Origin of the sequence: Paenibacillus sp. Lou8.1, from assembly GCF_024213565.1 — a bacterium.
Classification (GTDB): domain Bacteria; phylum Bacillota; class Bacilli; order Paenibacillales; family Paenibacillaceae; genus Paenibacillus; species Paenibacillus polymyxa_B.
In genome coordinates this window covers 127,481-147,765 of the sequence record NZ_JANAVN010000002.1, presented here as the reverse complement: position 1 = coordinate 147,765, position 20,285 = coordinate 127,481, and the positions used below count along the sequence as shown (strand labels likewise).

At 42.1% G+C, this 20,285-nt stretch carries 20 protein-coding genes and 1 pseudogene; 13 read left to right on the top strand and 8 right to left on the bottom strand.

The window, feature by feature from the left end; genetic code table 11:
• The first annotated feature begins 105 nt into the window (after nucleotides 1–105).
• Nucleotides 106–1,170 (top strand): FecCD family ABC transporter permease, encoded by a 1,065-nt coding sequence (locus NLX78_RS03490; protein WP_254349619.1) that lies wholly within the window; start codon nucleotides 106–108, stop codon nucleotides 1,168–1,170.
• Between the two features lies 1 nt (nucleotide 1,171).
• On the top strand, nucleotides 1,172–2,218 hold the full coding sequence (locus NLX78_RS03485; RefSeq protein ID WP_061828269.1) for a FecCD family ABC transporter permease: 1,047 nt from the start codon (nucleotides 1,172–1,174) through the stop codon (nucleotides 2,216–2,218).
• A 116-nt stretch (nucleotides 2,219–2,334) separates the two neighbouring features.
• On the opposite strand, the gene NLX78_RS03480 is transcribed toward NLX78_RS03485, so the two are convergent.
• Nucleotides 2,335–2,502, bottom strand: coding sequence for a hypothetical protein (locus NLX78_RS03480; RefSeq protein ID WP_007432475.1), 168 nt, complete (start codon nucleotides 2,500–2,502; stop codon nucleotides 2,335–2,337).
• Between the two features lie 320 nt (nucleotides 2,503–2,822).
• On the opposite strand from NLX78_RS03480, the gene NLX78_RS03475 reads away from it, so the two are divergent.
• The gene (locus NLX78_RS03475; RefSeq protein WP_254349618.1) at nucleotides 2,823–3,047 is read left to right on the top strand and encodes a hypothetical protein; all 225 of its coding nucleotides are present in this window, start codon (nucleotides 2,823–2,825) and stop codon (nucleotides 3,045–3,047) included.
• A gap of 218 nt (nucleotides 3,048–3,265) precedes the next feature.
• Here NLX78_RS03475 and NLX78_RS26425 read toward each other — a convergent pair whose 3' ends face one another.
• Entirely contained in the window at nucleotides 3,266–3,400 is a 135-nt protein-coding gene (locus NLX78_RS26425) for a hypothetical protein (protein WP_302057257.1), read from the bottom strand.
• Between the two features lie 69 nt (nucleotides 3,401–3,469).
• A complete protein-coding gene (aiiA, locus tag NLX78_RS03470) occupies nucleotides 3,470–4,225 on the bottom strand; it encodes a quorum-quenching N-acyl homoserine lactonase AiiA (protein WP_254349617.1) in 756 nt (251 codons plus the stop codon).
• A 234-nt stretch (nucleotides 4,226–4,459) separates the two neighbouring features.
• Here aiiA and NLX78_RS03465 point away from each other — a divergent pair, with 234 nt between their 5' ends.
• Together NLX78_RS03465 and NLX78_RS03460 are read left to right on the top strand one after the other, a co-directional pair.
• Complete coding sequence (locus NLX78_RS03465; protein WP_254349616.1) at nucleotides 4,460–4,762, top strand: hypothetical protein; 303 nt, start codon at nucleotides 4,460–4,462, stop codon at nucleotides 4,760–4,762.
• Between the two features lie 347 nt (nucleotides 4,763–5,109).
• A complete protein-coding gene (locus NLX78_RS03460; RefSeq protein WP_061828272.1) occupies nucleotides 5,110–6,066 on the top strand; it encodes a tyrosine-type recombinase/integrase in 957 nt (318 codons plus the stop codon).
• Nucleotides 6,067–6,215: 149 nt separating this feature from the next.
• Here the strand turns inward: NLX78_RS03460 and NLX78_RS03455 are convergent, their stop codons facing one another.
• Both NLX78_RS03455 and NLX78_RS03450 read right to left on the bottom strand, forming a co-directional pair.
• Nucleotides 6,216–6,500, bottom strand: coding sequence for a hypothetical protein (locus NLX78_RS03455; RefSeq protein ID WP_254349615.1), 285 nt, complete (start codon nucleotides 6,498–6,500; stop codon nucleotides 6,216–6,218).
• A gap of 19 nt (nucleotides 6,501–6,519) precedes the next feature.
• Nucleotides 6,520–6,672, bottom strand: a complete 153-nt coding sequence (locus NLX78_RS03450) for a hypothetical protein (RefSeq protein ID WP_250268474.1) — start codon at nucleotides 6,670–6,672, stop codon at nucleotides 6,520–6,522.
• Nucleotides 6,673–6,873: 201 nt separating this feature from the next.
• Between NLX78_RS03450 and NLX78_RS03445 the strand changes: the two genes are divergently transcribed.
• From NLX78_RS03445 to NLX78_RS03425, 5 genes and pseudogenes are all read left to right on the top strand, one after another.
• On the top strand, nucleotides 6,874–7,875 hold the full coding sequence (locus tag NLX78_RS03445; RefSeq protein ID WP_254349614.1) for an ROK family protein: 1,002 nt from the start codon (nucleotides 6,874–6,876) through the stop codon (nucleotides 7,873–7,875).
• A gap of 41 nt (nucleotides 7,876–7,916) precedes the next feature.
• Nucleotides 7,917–8,151, top strand: a pseudogene (locus NLX78_RS03440) (MFS transporter); the annotation flags it as partial.
• A 403-nt stretch (nucleotides 8,152–8,554) separates the two neighbouring features.
• A complete protein-coding gene (locus NLX78_RS03435; protein ID WP_254349613.1) occupies nucleotides 8,555–8,722 on the top strand; it encodes a hypothetical protein in 168 nt (55 codons plus the stop codon).
• A gap of 48 nt (nucleotides 8,723–8,770) precedes the next feature.
• Nucleotides 8,771–9,556, top strand: a complete 786-nt coding sequence (locus tag NLX78_RS03430; protein WP_254349612.1) for an HAD-IIB family hydrolase — start codon at nucleotides 8,771–8,773, stop codon at nucleotides 9,554–9,556.
• 78 nt (nucleotides 9,557–9,634) lie between these two features.
• The gene (locus tag NLX78_RS03425; RefSeq protein WP_254349611.1) at nucleotides 9,635–10,537 is read left to right on the top strand and encodes an ROK family protein; all 903 of its coding nucleotides are present in this window, start codon (nucleotides 9,635–9,637) and stop codon (nucleotides 10,535–10,537) included.
• A gap of 197 nt (nucleotides 10,538–10,734) precedes the next feature.
• Here NLX78_RS03425 and NLX78_RS03420 read toward each other — a convergent pair whose 3' ends face one another.
• Nucleotides 10,735–12,696: an endonuclease MutS2 gene (locus NLX78_RS03420; RefSeq protein WP_254349610.1), complete on the bottom strand. Its 1,962-nt coding sequence runs from the start codon at nucleotides 12,694–12,696 to the stop codon at nucleotides 10,735–10,737.
• A 733-nt stretch (nucleotides 12,697–13,429) separates the two neighbouring features.
• Complete coding sequence (locus tag NLX78_RS03415; RefSeq protein ID WP_254349609.1) at nucleotides 13,430–14,647, bottom strand: MFS transporter; 1,218 nt, start codon at nucleotides 14,645–14,647, stop codon at nucleotides 13,430–13,432.
• A gap of 386 nt (nucleotides 14,648–15,033) precedes the next feature.
• Here NLX78_RS03415 and NLX78_RS03410 point away from each other — a divergent pair, with 386 nt between their 5' ends.
• On the top strand, nucleotides 15,034–16,131 hold the full coding sequence (locus NLX78_RS03410; RefSeq protein WP_069289650.1) for a DUF3900 domain-containing protein: 1,098 nt from the start codon (nucleotides 15,034–15,036) through the stop codon (nucleotides 16,129–16,131).
• Nucleotides 16,132–16,249: 118 nt separating this feature from the next.
• On the opposite strand, the gene NLX78_RS03405 is transcribed toward NLX78_RS03410, so the two are convergent.
• On the bottom strand, nucleotides 16,250–17,179 hold the full coding sequence (locus tag NLX78_RS03405; protein ID WP_013310450.1) for an L-lactate dehydrogenase: 930 nt from the start codon (nucleotides 17,177–17,179) through the stop codon (nucleotides 16,250–16,252).
• 232 nt (nucleotides 17,180–17,411) lie between these two features.
• On the opposite strand from NLX78_RS03405, the gene bcaP reads away from it, so the two are divergent.
• Both bcaP and NLX78_RS03395 read left to right on the top strand, forming a co-directional pair.
• A complete protein-coding gene (gene bcaP / locus NLX78_RS03400; RefSeq protein WP_076295092.1) occupies nucleotides 17,412–18,803 on the top strand; it encodes a branched-chain amino acid transporter BcaP in 1,392 nt (463 codons plus the stop codon).
• Between the two features lie 163 nt (nucleotides 18,804–18,966).
• Nucleotides 18,967–20,217 carry a WD40/YVTN/BNR-like repeat-containing protein gene (locus tag NLX78_RS03395; protein WP_254349608.1) on the top strand — a complete coding sequence of 417 codons (1,251 nt, stop codon included), beginning with the start codon at nucleotides 18,967–18,969 and terminating at the stop codon, nucleotides 20,215–20,217.
• Nucleotides 20,218–20,285 lie beyond the last annotated feature (68 nt).

Genomic DNA, 20,285 nt, shown 5'->3' with positions numbered 1-20,285 from the left:
TTACAATAGTAAAGATTGCATGATAATAATTCTCATTATCAACATCATCTTCAACACAGTTCGTGATAGCTACATACTATTCAACAGTAAGGGTGAACAATAGTTATGAAATTATCAGAATCATCGGATAGCCCCGCTCAAAGTAATCATAACCAGTCGCCGACTCAATTCCACTCGCGACCTTGGGCGGCTTCGCTTATCCTGACAGTTGGGCTTGGACTTTTAGCGTTCGGTATCGCGCTATCCCTATCTTTTGGTGCAGCCTCAATTAGGATGGAAGAGGTATGGAACGCCGTTTTTCATTTTAAACCCGAGTTGCAAAACCATCAGATTATTTGGGAAATCCGTTTACCTCGGATTCTGGGTGGAGTTCTAATCGGAGTTTGCTTTGCTGTTGCAGGTGCAATTATGCAAGGAATGACCCGGAATCCGCTTGCTGACTCGGGCTTGCTTGGACTGAACTCGGGAGCCAGCTTGGCGATGGCAATTTGCTTTGCCCTTTTTCCTGGCTCTTCCTTTTTACAGTTAATGTTGTATTCCTTTGTTGGTGCAGCTCTGGCTGTTGTGATGGTATATGGTACAAGCTCCATATCCAAATCAGGTCTTACGCCAGTTCGTCTTGTATTGGCGGGTGCAGCTGTCACAGCATTGCTGTCTGCCTTAGGAGATGCGATCAGTTTGTACTTTGATGTTGGACAGGATTTGGCCTTTTGGTATGCCGGAGGGCTTAGTGGAACCAAGTGGGTTCAGCTCGGTATAGTTTTGCCTTGGGTTGTGGCAGCTTTTATCGGTGCTCTCATGTTGTCGCGCTCCATTACGTTGCTCAGTTTGGGAGACGAAATTGCGTTGAGCCTTGGTCAGCGAACTGGGGTGGTAAAGGTAGTTGGAATGATTCTTGTTCTGATTTTGGCGGGTGCAGCGGTGTCGTTGGTGGGTTCTATAGGTTTCGTGGGATTGATTATTCCCCATATAACCCGCAAGCTGGTTGGCGTCGATTATCGCTGGATTATTCCATGCTCGGCCATTATGGGAGCTTTACTCATTGTGTTTGCCGATCTGGCAGCCCGTATGATTAACGCACCTGAGGAAACACCGGTGGGCGTACTTATTGCCTTAATTGGGGTTCCGTTCTTCCTTTATCTGGCGCGTAAAGAAAGGAGGGCACTGTAAGATGAATAACGTTACGAATGGGGCTATTGCCAAAGCTAGTCATCGTAAAAAAATCCATGATTGGATGGTTGTAGTCATTCTACTCGTATTGCTCATTGCTGCGTTCACCATAAGTGCGAATACGGGAACCATCCGGCTTTCGCCAATGGAGCTATTTAGAACCTTGTTTGGACAAGGGACTCCACAGCAGGAATTAATCCTATTTGAATTCCGATTGCCACGAATGGTTATTTCCCTTCTTATCGGTGCAGGTCTCGCTGTTTCTGGCTGCATCATGCAGGGGGTTTCGCGTAACGGCCTAGCGGACCCTGGTATTCTAGGCATTAATGCAGGCGCCGGGTTGATGGTCATGCTGTTTGTATTGCTTTTTCCATCTATGCAAACTACGAATTCATTGTTTTTACTTCCCGCTCTTGCACTGATTGGATCAGGAGCAGCTGCTATTCTCATCTACGCGCTTTCTTACAAGAAAGGTGAAGGAATTTCTCCGACAAGGCTACTGCTGAGCGGAATTGGCGTAGCGGCGGGTATCAGTGCTGCGATGATCATTATGACTCTTAAGCTGACACCCGAAAGTTACACGTTTGTAGCTAATTGGTTAGCAGGAAGCATCTGGGGCTCAAACTGGAAATTCGTGATGGCTCTGTTGCCTTGGCTGATTGTATTGCTTCCTTTCGCATACTACAAAGCAAATGTGATGAATGTGCTTAATCTGGGAGATCAGACGGCATCGGGGTTGGGTACAGCTATCGAAAAGGAACGTATTCTCCTTCTCGCTGCTGCGGTTGGATTGGCCAGTTCTAGTGTTTCGGTTAGTGGCGGTATCGGCTTTGTAGGTTTGGTGGCTCCACATTTGGCGAGAAAGCTGGTGGGGCCGAAGCATAAAATGCTGCTGGTAACCTGTGCTTTAGTCGGAGCACTCCTGGTACTTGTAGCGGATACGATCACACGATCCTTACCTTTACAGAAAGAAATCCCGACAGGTTTAATTGTAGCCATCATTGGTGCGCCATACTTCTTATACCTGTTGAGTCGCTCCAAAGGGTAACGTCACGAAAGAGTACCACCTGTCAATTAAAGGCTACGCAAACAAATAACCTTCAACACCACTAAGGAAGTGGGGCTGAAGGTTATTTGTTTCATTTAATTTAGCAGCCTTTCATCTCAACGGGAAGTATTCAAGGCATGAGAGGTTTGATGCAGCTCTCTGATCATTTTATGCAACGTGTAATTTTCCTGACGTGTCACGCCGTGTTGATTTTCCTGAACCAGCAACTGATGGATGTTTCGTTTTAGAATTTCACTTCGACGTTCCAGCATTTCGGTACTCATAAATAAATGAACACTCCCTTTGTCATGAATAAACCTACATTTTTGAAATGAGCATAGGCTGAATTTAAGTTTGCCTTTCGACTTCTTTAAGTATATCGTGCTGGATGATCAAGGGAAAACGGAGCGAGACAGCAAATTGCTTTTTCTCATCATCCATGCCGTGTCGACAGCGACTCACCCCATGAGTTCTTAGATATACTTCCTGATGCTAGCGATAACAGGGGATTAGGCGTAATTAACTTCATGTATATAATTGTTTTTTTGATATAAACGGATTAAGTGTATTAATCCATTTGGAATATTTGTCAGTAAGGAGCGTATTGGATATTGCTCAGGCTGTTCTGAACAAGCAGGGGCTTAATAGCGAGTTAATACAAAGGATCAATTGTGTATTTGCAGAAAATCAATTTGTGCGCTTAAAAGTTAGCTGGATTTCTGAAGATCAGCATTTACATACTGAATTTATAGATGAACCCGAACAGTTAAAGCGAATGTATATGGAATCACTTATCAGTTTGCTGAAAGCTATGGGGGGGAGCAACTAGAACTGCAAAGTTGTATTCAATGCAATCATTGGTTTATTCCATATTAGCGAGCTCAGTTAACCAAATTTTGCAGTTCTAAATGTCGGAGTCATTACAACTACCTAATGAAAAGAAAAGATTAAGAGGCTATAACATTTTTGAAGTGGGGAGATACAATAATGATTATTTAAAAATCGAATGAAGAAATTGAGATCATGGGGGAACTGGCCGAATTACGACTATTCTGCCAGTCCGCACCACTTGCCTTTGAGGCCGAACTTTTCAAGTCGTGTGTTGTACGCCGTAGACGTATACTGGAAGCCGTGATCCGAATGAAGCACGGCTCCGGATACGTCTATTTTGTGTGCATTCATAATACCAATTTCTTCATACCCCGGACCGAAAAGATCCGGAATGGTGGAGAAATAGCTGCTTTATCAACATTATTTGTATTGTGGATATACCGGCTGAACGACTACCTGCTCAGGATCATGACCGAAGAACAACAGATTCGGCTTAACCTCCTGCACAATCTGCTGAATGCGGGCGATTGACTGGCGTGCCTGTTCACGGTTAAAACCGTCAAACGGCACGTCGTTTGCGTAATTCTCCTGCGTGTAGGCAACATCAATCGTCAGCATGACCGGACCCGATTCCTTTGTTGTGACCAGCGCGGACTGATGACCCGGCGAATGCCCCGGAGTATAGAACAGTTGCAAACCTGGAACCAGCTCATGATCCCCTTGAAGCAGTCGATAATTCAAGTCCGCCTGCACGCATTCCCGTGGCGCATACTCCAGATTACCGATCGCAGCGTCTGCTTCGGTCTGCTGCACATAAATCGGTGTATTCGGAAAATGCGGATTGCCTCCGGCATGATCCATATGCATATGAGAGATTACGATGGCATGGATATCGTCCGGGTGATAGCCGATCCGATCCAGTACAGCCACGATACTATCATCGGCTGACATATGGGGAATGAAGCGCCCTTCAAACGGTGTGCTTTTAAAATAATTTGGATTGTCGATAAACGAATCCGGCATACCGGTATCAATGAGAATCGGACCGTGATCTGTCTCCAGTAGATACGACCAGATTTGCAGGCGCACCAGTGCCCCGGGCTGTGCATGATGGTTGAGTGAGGAGCGATCAATATCAAGCTGACCGATCGGTAACCAGTACAATTTGTTAATCATACAATCATCCTCCAATCGTAGTTTACATAATAATTATTATGTAGTTATTAATCGAGGTTTCGGCTGACGGAAAGTGATGTTTGTATTTTCGTTTGTAAGCTCCGGGTGCTGAAGCCTCGTGCTGTCGTTGTAATCTCACTCTTTCGAAAATTAATTTTTTAATAGTTTAAATGAAAAGGCATGTAGGCGTCCAGCAGAAATTTGCCGTCAGGCAGGCCAGTTCATGCTTTTCCTGTGAACAAGACTGTTTATACGCTCTGCTCGAAATTTGCCCAGAAGCTGGATCACACGGTCATCATCTCGAAAATCGGTGAAATTCTTGGTGATCCACTGCTGCTAGTGGGTGAAAATTACAATCAGCTAGCAGGCTATCATATGGAGATGGTGCACGCACCGGAAGGTGATCCGGATAGCGAGTTGGAAGCTGCGCATGATATTCATGTTTTGGCCACTATGGCGATTTTGACTGCTACCGATCGAGAGCAGCGCCCCCAACTTGGAGAAATGGTGCCGCATGCAAGACTATTGGCTATTTAGTTTTGTTTTGGATATGAATGAATTACATTAGGTGAACTTTTCTTGAGCGTGTTTTAATTTGTCTACATTGTGGGATCGACCCCCTCTGATCCTATGCCACGCCGTTAAGTGCTTTGAAATGTCTGCTTGAAGGCGATACTAGGCTGGACAAGAGGAAAAACGCTCTATTTGCCCTTGAAAAGCACTAAAAAAACAGCGTATAATATAAATTATACGCTGTTTAGGTTTAAAACGACTTTTAGAATCCCTCCTGCATAAGATGTCGATTGGATTGTCGATAAAAATCAGACGAAAATGATCGTTTTACAGTATATTTCGGAATATGAACTGAATTGGAGGCGAGCGAGATGAAAAAAGAGATGCGACATGTGGAGCTCGATACAACTGAAGAAATTGATGAAATATATACTGAGGAGCTGGAAGCTTTTTTGATCTGGATGAAGGATGCAGGATATACGATACATACGCAAAAAAATTATATGGGGGATGTGAAGCAGTTTTTACGGACGTTGCGTGAAAAACCACTCGATCAGGTGAAGAAGATTCATGTTATGTCGTATTTGTCTAAAGCGCGGGAGGGAGGCGCCGGAGATAGTACGCGGAACCGGAAGCATGCAGCGGTGAATAGTTTTTTTAAAGCGCTACAGGAATTTGAGTTATGCAGCACAAATCCGGCAGCGGGAATTAAAAAAGCAAAGACTGAAAAGAATCGTATGCCCGTCTATCTGGATGAAAAGGATATTCATCCGTTTTTGCTCGCGGTGGAGGGGAAATATGCAAATCGTAATATGGCTATTTTTCTGCTGATGGTCTACATGGGATTGCGGGTGGGGGAGGTTCATTCATTGAATGTCTCGGATTACAGCCGAGAAAGACGTACCTTAGATGTGTTCGGTAAAGGACGTAAGTGGCGTACTCTCCCGGTACCAGAAGCCGTGTGTGATTTTGTAGAGCATGCGTTGGAGGAAAGATTGACGCCGTGGAGAGGTAAAGAGGATGCGATGTTCGTATCCCAAAAAGGCCGCCGTCTGGCAGTGCGCACCATTCAACAGATCGCTACAGAAACGTTCGAACGATTCCAGCAAGATAAGAGTATGGAACGCCGGGAGGCATATTCCAGCCATAAGCTGAGACATACATTTGCGACAATGCTATTACGTAAGGGAGCAGATCTGCGTACCGTGCAGGAGCTACTGGGGCATTCATCCATTCAGACAACCACAGTATATACACATGTCACTGATCGGGAAAAAGAAAAAGCAATGGATAAGCTGGATATTCAGATACCAATATCAGGATTGTGAGTATAACATGAAAGTTGAGATTAAATAAAAATGAGTTTACATAATAATTATTATGTAAACTCATTGGGCAGAATTACATCCTGACTTGAAAATCACATCAACGGCTTTAGGTCATTACGATCATGAACGTAGTATTCTTTTTCATAGCGTTAGTCTTGTTTTTGAATGATTTTCTCCAAATGATGCCGCAAATGCTGAATATAATCGTCGACTAGCCACTGTAATGTTTCGGTGGAGTGGTCATCTTTTTGAAATCTTTTCTTAGAATCGAATGATGTACATGAGTTTAATACATTTATGATTTGCTTATTCAATAGTTTCCATAGATGTATGACATCCACGTAAGAGAACACTTCCTGATACTGATTAGCTGCCACCCATTCATTTTGCGCATACGATTCAATTTTGATAGGGGATGTTGAATGCTTAATCATGATAAATCTTCGCTGATTTTTAGAAGCGGAGTCGCACAGATGTCCCAGTATTTCTTTTTTTGGACCATTTCTCCGAGAACGGTTTGGCATTAAATTCATGTTCTGTGATCGAAAAAAATTCTTTTTCATAATCCTCGATGATCCTTGCCAGTTCTTCAACAGCATTCTTCAATTGATTAGCCTCCTTATTTTAGCGATCGTCTTATGATTAGCATTAGAATAATTCAGAATAAGCTGGAAAGCAATGGTGAAATAAAGGCTAGTACGATATTGCCTTGACTAAGGTAATATTTTGCTGCAAAATTAGTAAAAGTGCTTTATAAACATGGTTTATGAAGTGCTTTCATGATTTTATAGAAAGAAGGTGCTATGTATGGAAAAAGCTAATACAAATTTAATTAAAGAAATAAATCTGAACCTGGTTCGAAAAGTATTGAAACAGATCAATAAGACAACAAAACCCCAACTAGCCGCATTAACTGATTTAAGTGTGGTAACTATCAATACGCTTATGCAGGAATTGCTTAATAATGGAGAAATATTTGAAGATGAAATTGTCCCTTCAAACGGAGGCAGGCATGCGTTAACCTATCGTTTTAATTATGAGTATAGTCTAGCACTGATCATACATATTAATGAAAAACAAGGGACGGATGTTGTCAATACCACGGTAGTTAATTTAAATGAGGACGTTCTAATGAAAGAAGAGCATCCCTTTCAAATTTTTAATCCTACACAATTTTATTCCACGATTCAAGACATCATTTCTCACTATCCCTCCATCAAAGTTATTGGTATAGGAATCCCGGGACAATCTGTAAATGGAGAAATTACAGTCAGCAGTCATGAAAGGTTAAATGGAATTCGGTTGGCAGAGGATGTGCAAAGCAAATTTGGTTTGCCGGTTATTGTGGAGAATGACGTAAATGCCGCTGTATGTGGATACGTCTATAGAGAACAAATAGAAGAAGATCAATGTGTGCTGGCTATTTATTTTCCTGAGAATTCTCCACCAGGGATGGGAATTTATTTGCGAAATGGGGTGTTAAAAGGCAAACATGGATTGGCTGGTGAAATCAAATTCATTCCGTCGATAGTTTGGGATGAAAGCAAAGGAACGGAAGTTTTCTTTAATAGTATATGTGAAATTATCCGAATATTACAATCTGTATTTGATCCTGACCGAATTGTGATCTATAGAGAGAATACAGAAGAAGTGTCTTTCTTTCATTTTTTAGAATCCTACAAATCTAAGCATAAGATGCCTTTGTATCCTGACGTTATACTCTCAGATTTATTTTATGAAGATTTTAAAACAGGGTTGAGAGGGTTAACTCTAAAAGAATTGGAACGTCCGATCATTGTCTTTAAATAATGTATATATGTGTAGTGAAGAGAGGAGAGGAGGAGAGAAATGGGTTTATTCTTATTGGGTTAGGACTTGCACCGATTTACCCTGGACTTCTTCATGAAACGCCAACTCGGTTTGGTAAAGAGAGTTCTTCCAAACTCATGGGATATCAAATGGCAGTTGCTTATGCAGGAACAACATTACTCCCTCCCGTTTTTGGGGTTATAACTTCTCAGGCAAGCATAGATTTTCCCCGATTGCCGTCATTGTTTCCTTCTTTTTATGCTGTTCAGTTCCTAGCAAGTGAATCGTACATTGAAAAAGAGAATTATGAAGGGTTAATAGAAATTATCACTTGACCTGAAACGCGTTTCATCAGCTAAAGTAAACGTGTAACCTAAAAGAGAAAGCGAGGGCACTCTATGATCTCACTGATTTTACTTTGCTCAGTTATATGGGTTGGTACTTATTGGTGCTTAGTATTATCCGGGCAGCCTAGGGAAGTAAAACCTTACCGCTCCATCGATGATTTTTTTGAATAACTTTCTATGTCCACTTAATAAAGAAGCTTTTTTTACTCGCTTTATTAACATGTTTAATTAATTAATTTAATAAGTGTGCAGAATGCAGAATATGCAATGCACCTATTAAATGGATCAAATTCTGGCACTAAGTTGGATTTACGGAAAAAGGAGGTGCGACTGTGTGGGCGATAGAAGGTATCTCATGTATCATAATTTTAATTATTATGTACTTCATGATCAGTAGTTTGGCTCATTCTCCTCATGTTCAAAAGCTTGCAGCACGAATGTTTGAAGATTTTAATAGAGATTTTGATGTTGATCCACGGAAAGAAAATGAAAAGCCGTAAATTAAACTTGGCTAATAAAGAGCTTATATATTAAGGGAGGATTTATATATGTTTAAACTGGTGGTAAGTGATCTGGATGGTACTTTTCTGAATAATAGTGGCACTTTCGATGTCGAATTATTTAATCAGGTGTATCGAGAAATGCAAGAAAATAATATTTCTTTTGTAGCCTGTACAGGTAAACAATGTGAACGAGTAGAAGAATTGTTTGGCGAGCACGGAAAAGGGATCTGGATCTTAGGGGACAGTGCTACGCGGATTAAAAAGGATGGAGTCGTCGTCAAAGAGTTTACGATTGAACACAATCTAGCATTACAAGCGATAAGAGATATCGAAAGTTTTTCCAATGATTTTATTATCATAGCATGTACAACGGAAGCAGCATTTGTTCATTCTCATATTCAAGACGAATACTATAAAATTGTGAAAGGCTCGTATAAAGAAGTGGTTAAGATTGATTCATTTGATCAAATCAACAGTAGCTTTCTTAAAATAACTGTATATGATCCAGCTGGAAGAAGTCCCTTATTAAGAAAACATGTTGAAAAGACTCTACTGGGTCAAATTTATATCGTTGATTCTGAAGCAAATTGGCTGGATATTACAGCACTTCATACCCATAAAGGGGAGACGGTAAGAAAACTCCAAGAGATATTAGGGATTACTGAGGATGAGACCATGTCATTTGGAGATGGTGAAAATGATGTGGAACTTATGATTATAGCAAAATATAGTTTTGCTATGAAAAACGCATGTGAGAACACTAAAAATGCAGCCAGTTTTATCACTAAATCCAACGAAGAAAACGGGGTCTTATTAACGATAAAAAAATGATGGATTTACAAAAGCAATAATGTTAATTATCGTTATTGAGAAGACCCCAAATTGCATCATGAAAGGACTATACGTAGCATGAAAAATAAAATACTGGTTTTTGATATTGGTGGCTCTTTTATTAAATTTAGTTTGTATTTTCAAGGTGAGTTTATGTGTAAGGGGAAAGTTAAAACTCCATTGGACTCACTTGAGAATCTACTTGTAGCTTTGAAGCAAATTCATAATCAGTTTATAGATGAATGTGAAGGTATAGCTGTCAGCATGCCAGGTATTGTGGATTCAGCAAGCGGTCACATGGTGCATGGCGGTTCATTAAGATATATAAATGATATAAATATGATCGAAGTTTTTAAGAAAGCGTTTCATTTACCCGTAGCAATTGAAAATGATGGAAAATGCGCTGCTCTGGGAGAAGCATGGTGTGGTTCATTACAGGGAATCGCTGATGGTGTTGTTCTGGTCGTTGGAACCGGAATGGGCGGTGGAATCATCTCTCAAGGTAAATTGCTGAAAGGCCATCATTTATCGGCTGGGGAATTCTCCTTCATCAGAACTAACAATGAGTATGCAGACAATGTTGATTATTTGCTTGGTATGCAAGGGAGTAGTTCTGTATTATCTAAAACTGTTGCCAAAGCTAAAGGGCTTCCTGCAGATTCTATGACAGGTGAAAAAGTATTCAAGCTCATTGAAGAAGGTGATCACACGGTCCAAGCGATTTTTCAAGAATACTGTAGGAACATCGCAACACAAATTATTAATTTGCAAACGATTCTTGACCCTGAAAAGTTTGTAATTGGGGGAGGCATATCTGCAAATCCTTTGCTGGTTATTACTATTAAAGAAGAACTAGAGCAACTTTATCTAGAGTCGATCTTAAATTTTGTGCGTGCAGATATTGAGCAAAGTAAATTAGGCAATGAAGCGAATTTGCTAGGTGCTATATATAACTACAAACAAACCTATCATCTTGATTGATAACAAAAGTTATATTTCGATGTCTGATTTATCTTGTCCTGTCTATAAGGAAGCATATAGTTTACATAATATATATTATGTTTTTAGTGTGGTGAAATCTGCAAGTGAATCACTCTTATCAAGTGTCCACTTGCAGATTCAAGTTTCACTGACAATATAAAATAGCTTATTTTTCAGTTGAGAATATACGCATGCGTCTATATTTCATTTTCCGGGGGAGATTCAATCATCAGTCCTTCGACATGCTTACGTCCCAGCAGTTTTCGTTTTTTGCGGTTTTCCTTGGTTTCTAAAACAATATCCAGATCATAGTCGTCAGGATACAATTCAGTAGCAGCGATGTGAAGGACGAGCCTCTTTTTGTTCATGGTTAGCTTCTGTCCTTGGATCAAAATCCCGACATTACCCCGTTCATCCTCGGTTTTGTATACAATTCCAGTTCGATCCAGATAGCCTACATAAACACTATCGCCAAGGGCAAAAGGCTTGGTTTTGAGAGGAATTTCTTGTTTACCCCGTTTTGTGACTGTCTGGTCTAAAGCCTCTTTTTTAGGGAAAGGCTTATTTGCATCATCAGACTTTTCATTATCTACAGAAGGGGGAATAACAAACGATTCCTGTGTATTCCGAGACGCTCTGCCTGCAGAAATGGCCTCAGAACGCTCGATAATACGTGTCCACATGCCCAGCTTCAAGGCAATTGCATATGCATAGCTTTCTCCGGCCTCTCCAATGCGAAGTCGGTACAAAGGTTGTAGCGTTTCGGTATCAAACTCCATACGAGCATTCTGAAATCCCGGTGTGTTTTCAGCAAAATGCTTGATTTCGCTAAAGTGCGTTGTAGCCACTACTGTCGCTCGGCGGCGATGGAATTCTTCTAGCAATGCGATAGAGAGGCCTACTCCTTCTCCTGGATCGGTGCCGGATGCCATTTCATCAATCAGAATCAGAGTAGAGTTGCCTGTTGTTTCTAAAATGCTAATCATGTTGCGGATGTGTGCAGAAAAGGTGCTCAAAGCATGTTCAATGCTTTGTCCATCCCCGATATCTACCACAATTTCCTCGAATACAGCCATTCGGCTACCATGCAAAACAGGTACCAGTAGTCCAGATTGCACCATTAGTGTTAATAGACCGACGCTTTTAAGGGCCATCGTTTTTCCGCCTGTGTTCGGTCCAGTGATGATGAGTGAGGAATATCCTTCACCAATTGAGAAATCAAGCGGCACCATAGTATTGGACATCAATGGGTGACGTGCACCTTGGATGTCTATAATCCCGTCAAGGTTAAGTTCGACAGGGACAGCATCCAGAGTCATGGCGTATTTGGCTTTTGCCAATAAAAAATCCAGTACACCTACAGTCTCTGTATTGATGCTTAGTTCCCGGTTGTATGACTCAGCCATTGCCGTCAGGTCTCCCAGCACTTTCATTTCTTCTTTAGATTCTTCTGCCATGTTTGCGCTCTGATCGAATTGCAGATTCGTGATTTCGGCAGGTTCAACGTAAACCGTCTGACCACTTCCCGATTCATCCAGTACATTGCCTTTCACTTGTTTACGGAATTCTTTTTTGATTGGAAGCACGTAACGGCCATTGCGCTGACTAATCATATTTTCCTGCATAATGGATCGGTGACGGCTTGTGAGAGAGTCAAGTTTTCTCTTGATGCGTTCTTCAGTAACCGCAATTTTTTTGCGAATTTTAGCTAGTTCTTTACTGGCGATATCCGTCACACGTCCCGAATGAATACATCTTTCGATTTCGGATAGAAGTGGCTCCATGCTATACATGGAAGATGCATAAGCGCTGACGGTTGGAGCAGCGTCCGCCTTGGAATGCATATATTTTATGAGTTGAATGCAGCTTCGAATGAATTGAGCCATATGAGAAAAATCACGCTCGCTGAACATATACCCGGTTCCGAGCAGTTGAAGAATGTGCTCCATTCCTTCCAACGAAGGAACAGGGACGCTTGCTCCGTGGCGAATGATCTGTAACGCTTCGTTGGTTTCGTCAAGACGAATCTTAATGGTACGGATATCAGTAATTGGGCACATAGAAGCAGCGTGATGCTTACCTAGGTAAGAAAAAGCACATTCGGAAACTCTTGTTTTAATTTGATCATATTCCAAACGCAGCATTGTAGTTTCGTTCATGAATAAATCTCTCCTTTAGTTGTGTAGTCAGGATTTTGGAAAACTTGCTATTAAAATAAAAAAGGGCGGAGAATGAACAAAACGTTCATTCTCCGCCCTTAAGGAAAGAGGGAATTTATCAACAAATAAGCCTGTAATACAGCTTTTGTAGTTCCGAGTTCCGTGTTTCCAATTCATTCACGCAACAGCTCTTTGCTAAGCTATTTGGATCGAATGGAAACGTTAAAAGGGAAGTTACAAAATCTGAAAACAAAAAACCGTGCTGAACACAGCACGGAATAAGGCCTGGATGAAGATAATCCCGAAGGCGATTTATGATATCCGCATGTTCTTAACTAATATCAGGATAACAACACAGCAAGAAACAAACCTGTCCCCGAAGGGTGCAAGCGCCTGGTGTTACTCCCTGAATATGCAATTGCTTAGTTAAGAACGTTCACCGACATCAAAATCTCTCCCTTAATTGAAGATATAACCATACTATACGATTGGACAGGCGTTGAAGTCAAGGCCGACTTCTTTAATTCGATACAATGAGGATCATAAGATTAACATAATGTATATTATGTATACCCAGTATCAATGTTTTTTAAATGAGAATGATGATCCTTATAATTGTAATCAAGAGCATGAAGAAAGAGAGTCATAATCTGTATGAAATCATGATACAAACATTAAGAAACCGCCCCCGGAGGATGCCATATCATATCTCCAGGGGCGGTTTCTTGTGCTGTTATTTAGAATCATCGGCTATGACAGCTTGTACAGGCTGCCTGTCACGAAGCAATGGTAACAACAGCATCGCTCCGACCAAAAATAAACCGGCGCTCACGGTATATACAGTGTTCAGGGAGGATTCGTGTTTGAGTGTTCCGCCGATACTCATACCGACGACCATCATCCCGGAGAACAGGGGAGAGAGGGCACCACCGACGCGGCCGATAAAAGCAGCTTCGGCATTTTTCATCATCATCGTGTTGATACCGATATGAATGCAAGGATAAAATAGGCCGCTGAAAACTTGTAGTGCCATAGTCAACACAATATTGTGCGACCATCCGACACCACAGGTTGTCAGTGTGCTGACCAAGAGTCCGGCTACCAGCAGCAATTGCGGCTGTACTTTTTTGGCAACCCCCATAATCAGGCCGCCTCCCACCAGCATAGCCGCTCCGTTCGCCATTAATGGCCATTGCAGGAATTCCTTGTTTTGTCCAAGGTTCTCGATGGCGACAAAAATCATTAATGGTTGAATAAGTCCAACCGCCAGTCCAATTACAGTAAATGTTCCCCCAAGCGTGCGAAGTGTGCGGTTATTCCATACATAACGTATTCCTTCTTTAAGCTCTTGAATGAAATGAGTGGGTTGATCATCTATCTCAAGTGCTTGTTCATCTTGGGGAATACGAGTCAAGACAAGTGCCGAAATGAGAAACAATATTCCGGTTATAGACATTGAAATGAAAATTCCAAAGTGTTGATAAATAAATGTACCGATAACAGGACCGATAACCATAAATAATGCCATGAGAGATTGAAAAAGGGCCATCACTCCCTGAAGCTGGTCTGGTGCTACATGCTGCTTAAATATCTTCATTGCAGACGGCTGAGAAAATTGAGATAGAATGGCCGAAAAGAAAGTAGACAGCAAAAGCATCTGCCATGACCCGTACCATAATGCCAACAAGACAATAAAAATAGAGGCCGCGGATAGCAAATCGCAACTAATCATAGTCCGTTTGGGCCGCCAACGGTCCGCAAATGTTCCTCCAATGATAGCGAACAGAAAAATAGGCATGAATTCAGCAACCGAAATGAGCGATACGTAGACGGGATCATTATGAGTCAAATCTGTTACATACAACAGTATGGCAAAGTTGCGCACCCAAATGCCCAAATTTAGCAGCGCATTGGAAGCGATAATGGTCCTTATATATGGATTTTTAAACAACAACAAACTCTCCTTTCCTGTTTTCAGGGCGCAAACCCTTTGAAAAACATTTTAAATAAACAAAATTTATTTTTGTCTAGATAATAATAGATAATATAATAAATTAACTATTGTTTAGTCAAATGTTTTTTTGAAACCAAGAAGAAAGTAGAGCATGGAAAAAAAGAGGCCAATGATCCTTAAGGACGTGAATTAGAATAGTGATAAAAGTACTCACTTTAAACTTGTGAGTTGGTAATAATATCTAATCAAAAAAATATTAACATAATATATATTATGTTAACTAAATACTTATCTAATAATAGGGCTCTGAATCCGATGTACCTTTTAAAATCATAGTGATATAATTACGCGTACATGCCTGAAAAGGAGCGAATGGAACATAAATGAACTTTCAAGTGGATTTTTTATCTTTTTTTGTAATTCAGGTAGATGGAAAAGAAGGACAGGGTGGTAAGTCCTATAAGCATTACGCTACAATGGACGACTACGATTATGACGAAAGCGATGTTAAAAAATTTTTGGACGGGGAATTTACTCGTATTAGCAAGCGGAAGGTTGAAAAAAATCCCAGCACAGAGCAGGCACCGACCAAAATCGGCCGCTTTATCGTCGAACCGGAGCATGAATTGAGCAGTAATCCGAATTTCAATATGTTCGCCCGACTGCGGGCAGCAGAGGATAAGGAAGATTTTAAAAATGCTTGTGACGATCTGGTGCGGATGTATCTGGATACGAGCGCAGTACGCGGCGGAGCGCTGATCATTGTACAGGCTACCTTGAATACACACTCGGATGATCCGTTTATTTTTGTGCTTAAATGTGATTTTGAACCTAAAATTGCCAGAATTACTGAAAGCAGTCTGGTGAGTGAGGTCGAAATGGCTATTTCTGCCCGTAATATGAAATCCATCATGTATCCTTACATGCTTGAGGAGGGGATGAACGATGAGTGGGAGCTTAAAATTCACCAGTCTTCGCATGCCCGGTATTTTGAAGATTTTTTGAAATTCGTGACCTATGAGCAATCCATGCCCGAAATTGTCAATGAGCATGTCATGGGCTTCGTTCAGAACTATGTAGAAACCAAATGGCCGGATGCATCTAATGAGGAAAGACAACAGGAAGAGCGTGATCTGGAATTGTGGGCGGCTAGCGAAAAACGGGATTTGCAAGGGAAATGGGAACCCCTTCAGGTCGTAGAGGCTGCACAGCATATTGTCGAGCTGAAACCAGAAATTGAAGTTCGTTTCAAACTAGATGATACGGCCGTGCGTGGGCTACTGTCCGACTTTGGCGCCAAGCTGCACATCACGAAACTTCATGATAGATATGCACTTATTATTGAAGGCGATGCATTTACGTTTGAAAAGGGATTTTCACCGATTGAGCTGCTCCAACCTGAATCGTTTGAAACGGTGGCTGAGCGGCTAAAAGAGAAACGCCAGCATGAAAATGAGGATGGCGATACGCCACCTTGGTAATTCGAATGCAAAGCAAGACGACCAATTGAACTTTTACATTATAATGACTAAAAAACTGGCCTCTCAACGGATATTACCGCTGTGGAGGCCAGTTTTGTTTAGCTTTTATGTTCCCGATCTACATATGAACTTTGCTAATTTGATCTTTCAGCTTGTCCGCAGATTGAAGCAACCTGGCACGTTCCTCGTCATTGAGCGGAAGATCCAAAATTTCACGTACCCCATTGTGATCTACGATACTTGGAACACCTAAATATACGTCAGATACTCCGTTATAATCTTCCAGCAAGGTGGACACATTAAGTACCGACCCCTCGTCCCCGAGAATGGCGGCTACGATTCGGTCGAGAGCCAGCCCTATAGCATAAGAAGTTGCGCCTTTAGCATCTATAATTTCATAGGCAGCATTCTTGGTATTTTCAAAAATTTCATTTTTCGTTTCTTCACCCAGTTCCAGCGGAGTTCCAGCTACGTTGGCTGTGCTCCATACAGGTAACTCAGAGTCACCATGTTCTCCAATAATATGGGCGTGGATGCTTCGTGGATCGATGCCCTTTTGCTTCCCGATCAGATAGCGGAAGCGTGCGCTGTCCAGCAACGTTCCTGATCCAATGACTCTGCTTGAAGGCCAACCACTGCGTTTCCAAGAGATGTAGGAGAGAATGTCCACTGGATTGGTTGCGATCAGCAAAATGCCATGTGTATTGACCTTGACGATATTATCAATAATACTTTCAAAAATTTCGGCATTACGCTTCAGTAAATCAATGCGCGTTTCTCCCGGCTTTTGTGAAGCGCCCGCTGTAACAATAATGATATCTGCATCACGGCAGTCTTCATAATCACCTGCCCACACTTTGACACCACCGAGAAAGGGAAGCCCATGATTCATATCGAGCATTTCCCCCTTCGCCTTTTTGACGTTGACATCAATAAAGACAAGTTCTGACATGCGTTGGCGCAGAAGTAGGGTATAGCCGGTTGTTGTGCCAACCGCTCCCATGCCGACAATGGCCACTCTACTTCGTTTGTAAGGTTTTAAGCTCATAAAATCCTCATCTCCTTCTCGGGTTGTATACCTTTTCATTTTGGGATATTACTTAAAAATTTATCTTTCCAACTCAGTGTACCCTATATACTAACCCACCGCAAAGAAATATGACATTTTTCCTTGACTTCAAAGGCGAGCTCGCTAATAATTAATCGAATGATAAGAACACGCACTAAAGCGTTGCAGCACCGATATTGACGCATGAAATTATGGAAAGAGGATTCGGCATATGGACTTATTTCGAAAAAAAACAGGACTGCTCCCGCATGAGGAAAGCGGATCTACAGGTCGCTTAAAGAGAACAATGGGTGCCTTTGATCTCACCATGCTAGGTGTAGGATGTATTATCGGTACCGGGATTTTTGTTATTACTGGCAAGGCAGCAGCAGAAAATGCAGGTCCTGGATTGATGCTCTCCTTTGTTATTGCAGGTATTGCCTGCGTACTAGCAGCCTTGTGCTATGCGGAGCTTTCATCTACAGTTCCCGCAGCTGGGAGCGCTTATGCGTATAGTTATATTGTATTTGGAGAAATTTTGGCCTGGGTACTGGGGTGGGACCTAATTCTGGAATATGGAGTGGCGGCCGCCTCTGTGAGTAGTGGATGGTCTGCTTACTTTCAAGGCTTGCTGGCTGGATTTGATGTACATTTACCGCTGGCTTTAACCGCAGCCTTCGATTCGACCAAGGGAACCATTATTGATCTACCAGCCGTGTGCATCATTATGCTCATCACATTGTTACTGAGTCTCGGAGCCAAGGAGACGGTCCGATTCAATTTAATAATGGTTTGTGTTAAAGTCGGAGTTGTATTGCTATTTATTGGGATCGGTATCTTTTATGTTAAGCCTGACAACTGGACACCATTTTTGCCTTATGGATTTTCTGGTGTTTTGAGTGCTGCGGCAATCGTATTTTTTGCTTATCTGGGTTTCGACGCCATCTCAACTGCAGCCGAAGAGGTTCGCAATCCGCAACGGAATATGCCCATCGGTATTATCTCTTCTCTAGCGATCTGCACAGTACTGTATATTGCGGTTTCAGTTGTGCTAACGGGAATGGTACCTTATACGCAGTTGGGGGTAAGTGATCCTGTTGCGTTTGCTCTCCGCTTTATTCATCAGGATTTCGTAGCCGGATTGATTTCAGTCGGTGCGATTGCGGGGATGACGACCGTTTTATTGGTGCTCTTGTATGGTCAAACGCGGTTAATTTTCTCCATGTCACGTGATGGCCTTTTACCCGTTTTTTTATCTAAAATAAATGCTAAAACTCAAACGCCAATTCGAAGCACTTGGCTGGTGGGCAGCATTATCGCATTGGCTAGTGGATTGTTCCCGTTACATGCACTGACCAATCTGACGAGTATTGGAACCCTATTCGCTTTTGCTGTGGTATCGGTAGGAGTTATCGTTCTGCGCAAGAAACGCCCTGATTTGAAAAGAGGCTTTACCGTGCCGTGGGTTCCGTTGCTCCCACTTTTAAGTGCTTTGGTTTGCATCGGTCTGATGCTTCAGCTTCATATTAGCACCTGGATTGGATTCATTGTGTGGCTCCTGCTTGGATTGTTGATCTATTTCTTCTATGGATACCACAAAAGTTTGTTAAACCGTAAATCTTAATAAATTCTAGTATAAAAAGAGCCGGCATCCTGCACTTTTGTGAAGGGTCCGGTTTTTTTTGCCATTACGCGAAAAGTGTCACATAGAGTCGTTTATGGTATAATTCTGTTTCAGATAAGCTTTTGGCACGTGATTACAGCATGCCATCGAGGGAGGATTTTAAATGAAACTGCGCTGGCGTGCGCTCTTGGGGGGAGTACTGCTGCTGACGGGAATTCTACTGACTGCCTGTTCTGCTGAAGCCCCAGATACGTTAACTAAACCTCCGATTGAGGAACCTGATGACCAGGGTCAGACGATTACTATTAATCCACCAGTGACTCCAAAGGTGGGCGATCCCAACGCCAAATATGTAGTACAGACGCGAATAGCGGATTTTCATTTAATTGATAACAATAAAGGGTTAGTTTGGGGAGTTACCCATAATGAGCTTCGGCTTTATGATACTCATGATGGCGGAAAGACATGGAATAATATTTCCCCCTCCGAAAACGTCCAATTTCAAGACAAGCTTGAATATGGAAAGGACATCAGTTTCACTGATTCTCGTCACGGTTGGGTTGTCCGTCAAAATTTGGACAAAACAGCAACCGTCATTCTGAGAACAGCAGATGGAGGACAGAGCTGGGATGTTTCAGCGCTTCCAAGTGGGGACCATGTGAGCTCGATTCAATATGTAAATCCAACTACTGGCTGGATCATGGCATATGTAAATCTGAATGAGCAGGATCAACAAAAACTGTTGTATCACACCACTGACGGGGGAGCCACATGGAATAAAGTTGCGCAAAGTTCGAGTATGACATCCAACAAATCAGGCTCAGGTTTACCCGATCGGGGCAGCCTGGCGGGGATGAGCTTTTCTTCCAACAATCAGGGGTTTGTAGCGATCAATCTGGATAACAGTGTTAAGTTGTACAAGACTTTGAATCAAGGGAAAACCTGGACTCCGGTAGCTAACAGAATACAGGGCTGTCCTCAGGCAAAAGCAGAAGCCCAGCAGTCTCTGAAAGGGAGCAGTGCCTCGTACTGGATTCCGGTTCTTTGCTATGGGGATAAGGCCATAAAATATAACGGACTGTTTACAAACGATACAGGGACACAATGGAACGGTGTGCCTTTGGGTCTGAGTAGCAACATTAATTCTATTATCCCTGGCCGTACGTTTCTAAATGAAAAGGAAGGGTGGATCATAACCGAGACCGGAATGAGCCGTACAATGGATGGGGGGAAGACGTGGACAAGTCTCACAGGCAACAAAATGCTACCTTTGAAGCTAAAAGACTACCCACGATCGGTTAAGCTCCGTTTCGCTTCTTCTTCGGTGGGTTGGCTTCTTTTGGAACGCCTTGATGACAAAAAGTCACTGCTGCTGAAAACGACGGACGGCGGTGCGAACTGGAGAATTTTATAATCGCTATAAAGGTGATTGCCCTGGGGTGTTTTTCCCAGGGCGTTTTATTTTTAAAAAATTTAAATTTT

Excerpts from the sequence above, each read along its gene's own strand:
- NLX78_RS03445 (WP_254349614.1), top strand. The coding sequence starts at position 6,874 with ATGGAAAAAGCTAATACAAATTTAATTAAAGAAATAAATCTGAACCTG.
- NLX78_RS03410 (WP_069289650.1), top strand. The coding sequence starts at position 15,034 with ATGAACTTTCAAGTGGATTTTTTATCTTTTTTTGTAATTCAGGTAGAT.
- aiiA (WP_254349617.1), bottom strand. The coding sequence starts at position 4,225 with ATGATTAACAAATTGTACTGGTTACCGATCGGTCAGCTTGATATTGAT.
- NLX78_RS26425 (WP_302057257.1), bottom strand. The coding sequence starts at position 3,400 with ATGAATGCACACAAAATAGACGTATCCGGAGCCGTGCTTCATTCGGAT.
- NLX78_RS03425 (WP_254349611.1), top strand. The coding sequence starts at position 9,635 with ATGAAAAATAAAATACTGGTTTTTGATATTGGTGGCTCTTTTATTAAA.
- NLX78_RS03460 (WP_061828272.1), top strand. The coding sequence starts at position 5,110 with ATGAAAAAAGAGATGCGACATGTGGAGCTCGATACAACTGAAGAAATT.
- NLX78_RS03395 (WP_254349608.1), top strand. The coding sequence starts at position 18,967 with ATGAAACTGCGCTGGCGTGCGCTCTTGGGGGGAGTACTGCTGCTGACG.
- NLX78_RS03455 (WP_254349615.1), bottom strand. The coding sequence starts at position 6,500 with ATGATTAAGCATTCAACATCCCCTATCAAAATTGAATCGTATGCGCAA.
- NLX78_RS03485 (WP_061828269.1), top strand. The coding sequence starts at position 1,172 with ATGAATAACGTTACGAATGGGGCTATTGCCAAAGCTAGTCATCGTAAA.
- bcaP (WP_076295092.1), top strand. The coding sequence starts at position 17,412 with ATGGACTTATTTCGAAAAAAAACAGGACTGCTCCCGCATGAGGAAAGC.
- NLX78_RS03490 (WP_254349619.1), top strand. The coding sequence starts at position 106 with ATGAAATTATCAGAATCATCGGATAGCCCCGCTCAAAGTAATCATAAC.
- NLX78_RS03405 (WP_013310450.1), bottom strand. The coding sequence starts at position 17,179 with ATGAGCTTAAAACCTTACAAACGAAGTAGAGTGGCCATTGTCGGCATG.
- NLX78_RS03430 (WP_254349612.1), top strand. The coding sequence starts at position 8,771 with ATGTTTAAACTGGTGGTAAGTGATCTGGATGGTACTTTTCTGAATAAT.
- NLX78_RS03480 (WP_007432475.1), bottom strand. The coding sequence starts at position 2,502 with ATGAGTACCGAAATGCTGGAACGTCGAAGTGAAATTCTAAAACGAAAC.
- NLX78_RS03420 (WP_254349610.1), bottom strand. The coding sequence starts at position 12,696 with ATGAACGAAACTACAATGCTGCGTTTGGAATATGATCAAATTAAAACA.